Source organism: Sphingomonas pseudosanguinis, assembly GCF_052056765.1.
GTDB classification, from domain to species: Bacteria; Pseudomonadota; Alphaproteobacteria; order Sphingomonadales; family Sphingomonadaceae; genus Sphingomonas; species Sphingomonas pseudosanguinis.
The window spans coordinates 536,568-545,698 of the sequence record NZ_CP189888.1 but is presented as its reverse complement, the minus strand read 5'-3'; the positions used below and the strand labels follow the sequence as shown (position 1 = coordinate 545,698).

General features: G+C 66.1%; 8 protein-coding genes, 1 tRNA gene and 2 riboswitches. Of the genes, 5 read left to right on the top strand and 4 right to left on the bottom strand.

Features of this window, described 5'->3' with window-relative positions; translation table 11 throughout:
* Positions 1 to 6: 6 nt before the first annotated feature.
* Positions 7 to 1,044 carry a cobalamin biosynthesis protein CobW gene (gene cobW, locus ACQHGV_RS02495; protein ID WP_440979301.1) on the bottom strand — a complete coding sequence of 346 codons (1,038 nt, stop codon included), beginning with the start codon at positions 1,042 to 1,044 and terminating at the stop codon, positions 7 to 9.
* Positions 1,045 to 1,225: 181 nt separating this feature from the next.
* Positions 1,226 to 1,439: riboswitch (cobalamin riboswitch) on the bottom strand.
* A 155-nt stretch (positions 1,440 to 1,594) separates the two neighbouring features.
* Positions 1,595 to 2,650: a HoxN/HupN/NixA family nickel/cobalt transporter gene (locus ACQHGV_RS02490; RefSeq protein ID WP_440979300.1), complete on the bottom strand. Its 1,056-nt coding sequence runs from the start codon at positions 2,648 to 2,650 to the stop codon at positions 1,595 to 1,597.
* Between the two features lie 158 nt (positions 2,651 to 2,808).
* Positions 2,809 to 3,011, bottom strand: a riboswitch (cobalamin riboswitch).
* Positions 3,012 to 3,120: 109 nt separating this feature from the next.
* Here ACQHGV_RS02490 and ACQHGV_RS02485 point away from each other — a divergent pair.
* Complete coding sequence (locus ACQHGV_RS02485) at positions 3,121 to 3,699, top strand: septal ring lytic transglycosylase RlpA family protein (protein ID WP_440979299.1); 579 nt, start codon at positions 3,121 to 3,123, stop codon at positions 3,697 to 3,699.
* 541 nt (positions 3,700 to 4,240) lie between these two features.
* Here the strand turns inward: ACQHGV_RS02485 and ACQHGV_RS02480 are convergent.
* Positions 4,241 to 5,278 (bottom strand): IS110 family transposase, encoded by a 1,038-nt coding sequence (locus ACQHGV_RS02480; RefSeq protein ID WP_440978909.1) that lies wholly within the window; start codon positions 5,276 to 5,278, stop codon positions 4,241 to 4,243.
* A gap of 225 nt (positions 5,279 to 5,503) precedes the next feature.
* Positions 5,504 to 5,580 (bottom strand) — tRNA-Pro (locus tag ACQHGV_RS02475).
* Between the two features lie 193 nt (positions 5,581 to 5,773).
* On the opposite strand from ACQHGV_RS02475, the gene yajC reads away from it, so the two are divergent.
* The 4 genes from yajC to ACQHGV_RS02455 are packed head-to-tail and all read left to right on the top strand — an operon-like array spanning position 5,774 to position 9,129.
* Entirely contained in the window at positions 5,774 to 6,124 is a 351-nt protein-coding gene (gene yajC, locus ACQHGV_RS02470) for a preprotein translocase subunit YajC (protein ID WP_183952661.1), read from the top strand.
* Between the two features lie 7 nt (positions 6,125 to 6,131).
* On the top strand, positions 6,132 to 7,736 hold the full coding sequence (gene secD / locus ACQHGV_RS02465; protein WP_183952660.1) for a protein translocase subunit SecD: 1,605 nt from the start codon (positions 6,132 to 6,134) through the stop codon (positions 7,734 to 7,736).
* Between the two features lie 16 nt (positions 7,737 to 7,752).
* The gene (gene secF / locus ACQHGV_RS02460) at positions 7,753 to 8,733 is read left to right on the top strand and encodes a protein translocase subunit SecF (protein ID WP_183952659.1); all 981 of its coding nucleotides are present in this window, start codon (positions 7,753 to 7,755) and stop codon (positions 8,731 to 8,733) included.
* A gap of 9 nt (positions 8,734 to 8,742) precedes the next feature.
* Complete coding sequence (locus ACQHGV_RS02455) at positions 8,743 to 9,129, top strand: Mth938-like domain-containing protein (protein ID WP_183952658.1); 387 nt, start codon at positions 8,743 to 8,745, stop codon at positions 9,127 to 9,129.
* Positions 9,130 to 9,131: the final 2 nt, after the last annotated feature.

Here is a 9,131-nt window from a genome sequence, read left to right as displayed (position 1 = left end):
GTGCGTTTAGCCCTTCAGCACGGCCTCGATCGCCGCACGGTCGATACGGTCATGCTCGGCGATGACGACCAGCTGCGTGCCGCGCGGCTCGCCCGGACCCCAGGGACGGTCGTAATTCGTCCGCACCCGGCGGCCGACCGCCTGCACCAACAGCCGCATCGGCTTACCCGCGACGGCGGCATAGCCCTTCACGCGCAGGATATCCTGCTGCTCGGCCAGCGTGGCGATCCGCGCAGCCAGAACCTCGGGGCTTTCCACCTCGCCCAGCATCACCGATATGCTGTCGAAATCGTCATGCTCGTGATCGTCCGCGCCGTCATGATGCGAGGGGCGCGCGGCGATGTCGTCCTCGGCGGCGGCTTCCAGACCCAGCACGATCTCGGCGGAAACGATGCCGTCGACCGCCTCGACCATCGGCAGCGGGCGCGGCGCTTCGGCGGAGATGATCTCGCGCGCCTTGACGACGCCCTCCGGCCCGGCAAGGTCCGCCTTGGTCAGCAGCACGATGTCGGCGCACGCCAGCTGATCCTCGAACACTTCCGACAGCGGGGTCTCATGGTCGAGGCTGGGGTCGGCGGCGCGCTGCGCCTCGACCGCGTCCAGATCGGGGGCGAAGCGGCCCGCCGCGACCGCCTCCGCATCGGCCAGCGCGACCACGCCGTCGACCGTGATGCGCGAGCGGATGGCGGGCCAGTCGAACGCCTTCAGCAGCGGCTTGGGCAATGCCAGCCCCGAGGTTTCGATCAGGATGTGATCGGGGCGCGGCTCCATCGCGAGGAGCTTCTCGACCGTCGGTATGAAGTCGTCGGCGACGGTGCAGCAGATGCAGCCATTGGCCAGCTCGACGATATTCTCCGCCGGGCAGTCGGGGATGGCGCAGCTTTGCAGGATGTCGCCATCGACGCCCAGGGTGCCGAACTCGTTGACGACCACCGCCAGGCGACGGCCGCCTGCGTTGCGGATCAGGTGGCTGATGAGCGTGGTCTTGCCCGCACCCAGAAAGCCGGTGACGATGGTGACGGGGACCTTGGACAGGTCACGCATGGTAATTCTCCGACGCGCCGGACGAGCGAGCGCGGACACGGGACCTGTCGCCGGAGCGGTGACGAACGGGCGCGCGACATGCGTCCGCCCCGCTGAACCGGCGACTGATGCGGCCCCGGCCGCATGGCTTCGTCGCTCCCCGACGGAGAACCGTGCCCCGACCACCCCCTGGGTCCAGGCAAGAGCGACCATGACGCCGGCAGGTCTCCTGGCTCGCGGGTCGAAGCGAGGGGATGCGCCTTCCCGGATCACTCCAGTGGCCGTGCCTCGCGCCCTAGTGAAAGGGAGGGGGCACCAGCATCGCTCGCTCACCGCTTACAGTTGCAGGGACAGCCGGGGATTTTCACCCCATTCCCGTTAAAGCCCCGAAGGGCGCCGGCGCGATCGTCGAGTTCCTGGGTCGTTGATCCCATCGAAGCGATCAAGGCTGTCATTGCGAGCGGAGCGAAGTAATCCAGGGCGTCCTGGTCCGGCTCTGGATTGCTTCGCTCCGCTCGCAATGACGGATCGGTTCAATGTTCTCGCGGGTCAGGAGCCCGATCAGCGGCATTTATCCCGCCGCGCCGGGCTTGGCAATTCGTGCCTCCATCGCGGCGAACCCGCGCCAGCGATAGAGGAGGAAGCTCGCGCCCCAGCAGACCACGAACAGCCCGACGATGGCGAAGCCCAATATGTTGAAATGCTCGGCCAGCGCGCCCGCATAGCGGAACGGCCCCGAAGTCCAGCCGAACCGCTCGGCCAGCAAGGCGGTCGCCTGGATGCCGCCGATCACCAGCGCGACCAGCGCGGAGACCAAAGTGATCGTCATGTTGTAATAGAGTTTGCGCAGCGGATGAACGAACGCCCACTCATAGGCGCCCAGCATCACCAACCCGTCGGCCGTGTCGATCAACGCCATGCCGACCGCGAACAGGACGGGGAACACCAGGATCGTCGCCAGCGATACGCCATCGGCGGCATGCGAACCCGACAGACCAAGGATCGCCACCTCGGTCGCGGTGTCGAAGCCCAGCCCGAACAGGAATCCCAAAGGCGCCATGTGCCAGCTCCGCCGGATCAATCGGAACAGCGGCCGGAACAGACGCGACAAAGGCCCCTGCCCCGAAAACAACATATCGGCATCGGCCTCCGCCATCGGCTCGCCCCGCGCGACGCGGCGGAAGCGGGTCCAGACATCGCGCAGGATGATGAGGTTCATGATCGCGATGGCAAACAGGAAACTGGCCGAGACGATGGTGGCGATCGTCCCGCCGCTCTGTCCGAACGCCTCGAAGTCGGCCAGGGTGCTCGCCGCCAGCGCGACCGTGGTCGCCGCGATCAGCACGATGGCAGAATGGCCGATCGCGAACCACAAGCCGACCGCGATGGGTCGCTGGCCGTCCTGCATCAGCTTGCGGGTGACATTGTCGATGGCGGCGATGTGATCGGCATCGACCGCGTGACGCAGCCCCAGGCTATAGGCGAGCAAAGCCGTGCCGAGCATCAGGCTGTTGCCCGCAAAGACGCTGAGCGCCCAGCCCCAGACGGCGATATTGACGATGACCAGCGCCCCCATCAGCAGCGTGACGCGACGCTTTAAGGAAGGGCGGGCGAAAACTTCGGACATGGGCGGATAAACCTCCCCCAAGCGCCATGGCGACGAAAGGCCGCCCCGCTCCTGCCAGACGGGCGCACGCCTAGCAGGGTCTTGCGATTCGGGTCGGCCGGACGGCGTCGCTCAAATGATACAATATATCCCGGCCATGACCATCCCCTGGATCGCGGCAAGAGCGACTCGCATCGGCAGGTCTCCTGGCTCGCGGGTCGAAGCGTTCCGTCATGCGGCCTTCCCGGATAACTCCAGTGGCTGTCCCCTCTCGCAGGAACCGGCATCACGCGCTCACCGCTTACAGTTGCAGGGACAGCTATGGCTTTGCACCATATTCCCGTTTCAAGCCCCGAGGGGCACCGATGCGATTGGCCGGCGATGGAGCTGAAAGCCCCGGCCGGTCGGCACGGGGATAGTCTGCGGTGGATGGAGGCGCAAACCGCTTTATCCCGTCCGGCGCGCGGCTTAAGCCCCGCATCATGGTGGATGTGAGACGATGGCCTCTCTGGGGGCGCCGCTGGACACCGGCGGCGGCCTGCCTGGTCGCGGCCTGCGCCGGCGGCCATTACCGACCGGTCAGCGACACGCCGGTGCGGATCGGCAAACCCTATACGGTACGCGGCGTCACCTATGTCCCCGCCGAGGACATGACCTACGACATGCTCGGCTATGCCAGCTGGTATGGCAGCGAATCGGGCAAGCGCACCGCGAACGGCGAACGCTTCCGCCCCGGTTGGGCCACGGCGGCGCATACGACGTTGCCGCTGCCCAGCTATGTCGAGGTGACGGCGCTGGATACCGGGCGGCGGATCATCGTGCGGGTCAACGATCGCGGCCCATTCGCGGGATCGTCGCGGATCATCGACCTGTCCCGCGGCGCGGCGGAACAGCTCGGCCTGCGCGCGGTCGGCAAGGCGGCGGTGCGAGTGCGTCGGGTCGAGCCGGACGAAAAGGATCGCGAACGCCTGCGCCACGGCAAGGCCGCGCGGCCCTTGCCGCCGGTGTCCGATGCGGTGCGGGCGAATTTGCTTTCGCAGATCGCGGCGGCGGGGATGACGGTGCGGTAGGAACGACGCGTTTCGCCCATTTATAGACGCTGCGGCTTGAGGTATCGACCTAGCGTGTTCCCCATTCTGCTTCTCATATTTGTGGCTGGTTTGCTGACGTTTGCCCTTATGCGGGGATACATCGGTGTTTACGGCGCGGCAGTCCATCGCACTGAGAACGCACCGCTTTATTGGGCGCAAGTGACCATCTTGGCGGTTGGGGCGATCGTTATAGGAGTCGCGATCACTCGGGGCGACTTGTAGTCGCGGGACTCCTGGCATGCGGAAAGCTGCCTGTCCGCTTTCCATCTGTGGACGCCCCTTCGGTTGCAAGCGGTATTTGGAAGTTCTGATGCATAGTCGGATGCTGCCATCTGTCCGGCCTGTGATGCAGCGATGAGCTGCTGGCCCGTATGGGAGTTCGCGGACCGGAACCACATCACCAAAAGCGTGCTCGTGGCACGGTGGAAAGCTCTGGTTCTTCCGACCCCGTCTCGCCGACTGTTGCGCCATACCCTCCTTCGACCGACTGCGCCCTCCGACGCCTCTGGCCCGCCTCGGCTTACGCCGCGACTGCGACCGGAGCTCTGTAATCCTCTTGCCTGACCAGCAACGCCCAGACGGTACGGGCCATCTTGTTAGCGAGCGCGACCGTGACCAGCATGCGTGGCTTCCTGGCCAGCATGCCCTCGAGCCATGAGCCGGCCGGCGCACCGCGCTTGCTCGCCTGGAGCACGACCGCGCTCGCCCCGATGATGAGCAGGCGCCGCAGCGTTCGCTCCCCCATTCGCGAGATCGCGCCCAGCTTCTGCTTGCCGCCGGTCGATGCCTGCTTCGGCACCAGGCCCAGCCAGGCGGCGAAGTCGCGGCCCTTAGCGAAGGTCTCGGCTGGAGGCGCTATCGCGGCAATGGCCGTCGCCGTGATCGGTCCGACACCCGGGATAGTCATCAGCCGTCGGGCCACCTTATCCTCGCGAGCCCGGCGCGTAATCTCCTTATCCAAGGCGGCGATCCGCTCATCGAGACCGGCAAGCATGTCGACCATCATCGCGAACATCGGTCGTGCAGCCTCGGGCAGCGTTTCGCCAATCTCCCCACCGTCGTCGAGCAGATCCGCCAGCATCGCTAGGTGCGCCGCTCCCTTGGGTGCAACCCAGCCGTATTCCGCGAGATGACTGCGGAGCGCGTTACCGATTTGGGTGCGCTGTTTCACCGCCAGGTCGCGCGTTCGAAAAACCAGCGCTGCGGCTTGCTGCTCCTCGGTCTTCACCGCCACGAACCGCATGTTCGGCCGCTGCGCCGCCTCGCAGATCGCCTCGGCATCCACCGCATCGTTCTTGTGCCGCTTCACAAACGGCTTCACGTACGCGGGCGGGATCAGCCGAACCTCGTGCCCCATCGCGCGCAACTCGCGGGCCCAGTGGTGCGCCCCGCCACAGGCCTCCAGCGCGACCACGCAGCGAGGATGGGCCATGAAGAAATCGAGCAGCTTGCCGCGGCTCAACCTGCGGCTGAACACCTGCCCGCCGCGCTCGTCAGCGCCATGCGCGTGGAAAACATGCTTAGCGATATCCAGCCCGATCGTGGTAGCCTCTGACACGGACGCCTCCCTCAGTGGTGATCAACACCTCCACTCTGGCACATCGATGCCGTCGGGGGGCGTCCACCCCATCACCCAAAGCAGACATTTACATTGAGCATTTCAGCCAGTCAGGTGCCAAGCCTTGCAACTCTAATCCTGCTCTCCGGCGAGAGATATACGCCAAAAACGAAAAAAGCGGGCTTTCGCCCGCTTCATCGTCATCCACCGATGTCAGTAGAAGATTGGTCGGGGCGACAGGATTCGAACCTGCGACCCCCACACCCCCAGTGTGATGCGCTACCAGGCTGCGCTACGCCCCGACCGAGCGGCGGCCTCTAGGCGGGTTTTATCCGGGATGCAAGCCTTGATGTTGCGATGATGGCGACACCACATCGGCCTCTCCATTGCGCCTGTCCGCCTGCGATGGTAGCGGGCAGGCTATCCGACATGGGGGCTGGTCGATCGTTCGCGCATCGGCGGGTACCCGTGCCCATTCAGCATAGACGGGTCCGAATGTTCATTCCCTTCACCGCCCCAGTCGCCGTGATGGCCGCCGCCTCCGGCGCCGCCGCATCGAGTGGCGCCGCCTCGTTCCTCAGCCTCGCGCCGCTGCTCCTCGTCTTCGTCGTCTTCTATTTCCTGATGATCCGCCCGCAACAGCGCCGCATGAAGACGCTGCAGGCGTCGATCGAGGCGGTCAAAAAGGGCGATCAGGTCACCACGGCGGGCGGCATCGTCGGCAAGGTGACCCGCGTCGAGGACCAGCTGGTCGAGGTCGAGATCGCCCCGAACGTCCGCGTCCGCGTGGTCAAGGCGACGCTGACCGACGTGGTGAACCCCAACGCCAAACCCGCGAACGACTGACCTCACGATGCTGGATTTCCCCCGCTGGAAGGTCGCTTCCATCATCGCCCTGCTGGCCGCCCTGTGCCTGCTGGCGGTCCCGAGCTTTCTGCCCGAAAGCGTCACCAACAGCTGGGGTTCGATTCCGCATCCCCGCGTGAACAAGGGCCTCGACCTGGCGGGCGGCAGCTATCTGCTGCTGGAGGCGGACACCGCCGACCTCGCCAACACGCGGCTGGAAACGATGCGCGATCAGGTCGCGGCCGAGATGCGGCGCGGCAATCCGCGGATCGACATCGGTGACATCTCGGTGCGCAACGGCCAGCTCAGCTTCATGCTGCGCGACCCCTCGCAGGTCGATGCGGCGCGCGAGCGGCTGCTGACCATCACCGGCGGCGGTGCGGGCATGAGCGGCCAGCGCGAATGGGACATCCAGGTCGTCGACACCTCGCGCTTCGTGCTGAAGCCGACCCAGGCGGGCCTGAACCAGGCGGTCGACACCGCGATGAAGACCGCGACCGAAGTCGTCCGGCGGCGTATCGACGCGCTGGGCACCAAGGAACCGACGATCCTCCAGCAGGGCAGCAACCGCATCGTCGTGCAGGTGCCGGGCCTTCAGGACCCGCAGCAGCTCAAGGACCTGATCGGCAAGACCGCCAAGCTGGAATTCAAGCTGGTCGACACCACCGCCAATCCGGCCGAGGTGGTCAAGGGCAATGCGCCTGCGGGCAGCCAGGTCCTGCCCTATCCCGGCAATCCGCTGGGTGCGCCGGTGATCGCGGTGAAGCGCCCCGTCATCATCTCGGGCGACCAGCTGATCGACGCGCAGCAGCAGTTCAATCAACAGACGAACGCGCCGGAGGTGGCGATCACCTTCGACGCGCAGGGCGGCCGCAAGTTCGCGCGGATCACGCAGGAAAATACCGGCAAGCCCTTCGCCATCATCCTCGATGGTCAGGTGCTGTCGGCCCCCAACATCAACGAACCGATCCTGGGCGGTCGCGCCTCGATCAGCGGCAACTTCACCGTCGACAGCGCCAACCAGCTGGCGATCTCGCTGCGCTCGGGCAAGCTGCCGGTCGATCTGAAGGTCGTCGAGGAACGCACCGTCGGCCCCGATCTGGGTGCCGACTCGATCCGCAAGGGCATCCTGGCCTCGGCGATTGCGGCGGTCGCGGTGATCGTGTTCATGACCGTCACCTATGGCCGGTTCGGCATCTATGCGAACATCGCGGTCGTCATCAACGTGCTGGTCATCCTGGCGGTCATGGCGATGCTGAACGCCACGCTGACCTTGCCGGGCATCGCGGGCTTCATCCTGACGATCGGCACCGCCGTCGACGCCAACGTGCTGATCAACGAGCGTATCCGCGAAGAGCGACGACGCGGGCGCAGCGTCGTCCAGTCGGTCGAGCTGGGCTATAAGGAGGCCAGCCGGACGATCTTCGAGGCGAACGTCACGCACGCGATCTCGGGCGTCATCATGCTCGTGCTCGGCTCGGGCCCGGTGAAGGGCTTCGCGGTCGTGCTGCTGATCGGCATCGTGACCAGCGTGTTCACCGCCGTTACCTTCACGCGGATGCTCGTGGCGCTGTGGTTGCGCCGCGAAAAGCCCAAGACCATCAATATTTGAGGCAGGAGAACAGATCATGCGCCTCCTGAAACTCGTCCCCGACAATACGAACATCGATTTCGTCCGCCTGCGCGGCTGGGCGTTCGGGCTGACCCTGTTGCTGACCGTGCTCGCGGTCGGCGTGACGTTCGCCAAGGGCCTCAATCTGGGCGTCGACTTTGTCGGCGGCCTGATGATCGAAGAGAAGTTTCCCACCCCGCCCTCGGCCGACCGCGTCCGCTCAGTCGTCGATGGCCTGGGCGTGGGCGAAGCCAGCATCCAGACGGTCGGCGACGGCCGCACCATCAGCATCCGCCTGCCCCTGCCGGAGTCGAAGGACGAAGGCGCGACCAACGCCGTCGTCCGCAAGGTCGAGACCGCGCTGGGCCAGCAATTCCCCGGCGCCACCTTCAGCCGTTACGACACGGTGTCGGGCAAGGTGTCGAACGAGTTGATCAAGCACGGCGTGCTGGCGGTCGTGCTGGCGATCCTGGGCATCGGCCTGTTCGCCATCTTCCGCTTCGAATGGCAGTTCGGCGTGTCGACCATCGTCGCCATCGTCCACGATCTGCTCGTCACGCTGGGCTTCTTCGCGATCACCCAGTTCGAACTGGACCTGACGATCATCGCGGCGTTCCTGACCATCATCGGCTATTCGATCAATGACAAGATCGTCATCGACGACCGCATCCGCGAGAATATGCGCCGCTATCGCAAGATGGACATGCGCGAGATCATCAACCTGTCGGTCAACGAGACGCTGCCGCGCACGGTCATGACCTCGGTCACGATCCTGCTGGCGCTGGTCGCGCTGCTGCTGCTGGGCGGCCATGTGCTGCGCGGCTTCACCGCCGCGATGATCCTGGGCATCGTGGTCGGCACCTATTCGTCGATCTACGTCTCGTCCTCGCTGCTCATCTCGCTGGGCCTGCGCGCCGAGCCGAACCGCGAGAAGCCGGGCACCACCGACAAGCGGACCATCGCCGACGCCGAGCGCATCACCCCGCGTGAGGGGTAAGCGGCACGCATGAGCGACTCGATCCGCATCACCCGCGATCCCACCGCACCCGGCCCGATCGTCCGTGGCTTCGCCGCGAACGGTTACCGGGTCGGGGAGATCGCCTATCCGGCGCTGCTCCTGTCGCCCGACTGGCATGAGCCGTGGAGCCCGCCGGCGTTCGACGCGCTTGATACCGCCTCGGTCCAGGCGTTGATCGACGAAGCGCCCGAGTTCCTGTTGCTGGGCACCGGTGCCGAGTTGCGCCGCCCGCCGGCGGCGTTCCGCGCGGCCATGGAAGCGGCGGGCCTGGGCGTCGAGGCGATGGACAGCCGCGCCGCCGCCCGCGCCTGGGGTGTGCTGCGCAGCGAGGGGCGCAAGATCGTCGCCGCGCTCTACCCGCTCGACGCCGCCTGACG

Coding starts and splice junctions, on each gene's coding strand:
- cobW (WP_440979301.1), bottom strand. CDS start 1,044: ATGCGTGACCTGTCCAAGGTCCCCGTCACCATCGTCACCGGCTTTCTG.
- ACQHGV_RS02490 (WP_440979300.1), bottom strand. CDS start 2,650: ATGTCCGAAGTTTTCGCCCGCCCTTCCTTAAAGCGTCGCGTCACGCTG.
- yajC (WP_183952661.1), top strand. CDS start 5,774: ATGTTCATTCCCTTCACCGCCCCAGTCGCCGTGATGGCCGCCGCCTCC.
- secD (WP_183952660.1), top strand. CDS start 6,132: ATGCTGGATTTCCCCCGCTGGAAGGTCGCTTCCATCATCGCCCTGCTG.
- secF (WP_183952659.1), top strand. CDS start 7,753: ATGCGCCTCCTGAAACTCGTCCCCGACAATACGAACATCGATTTCGTC.
- ACQHGV_RS02455 (WP_183952658.1), top strand. CDS start 8,743: ATGAGCGACTCGATCCGCATCACCCGCGATCCCACCGCACCCGGCCCG.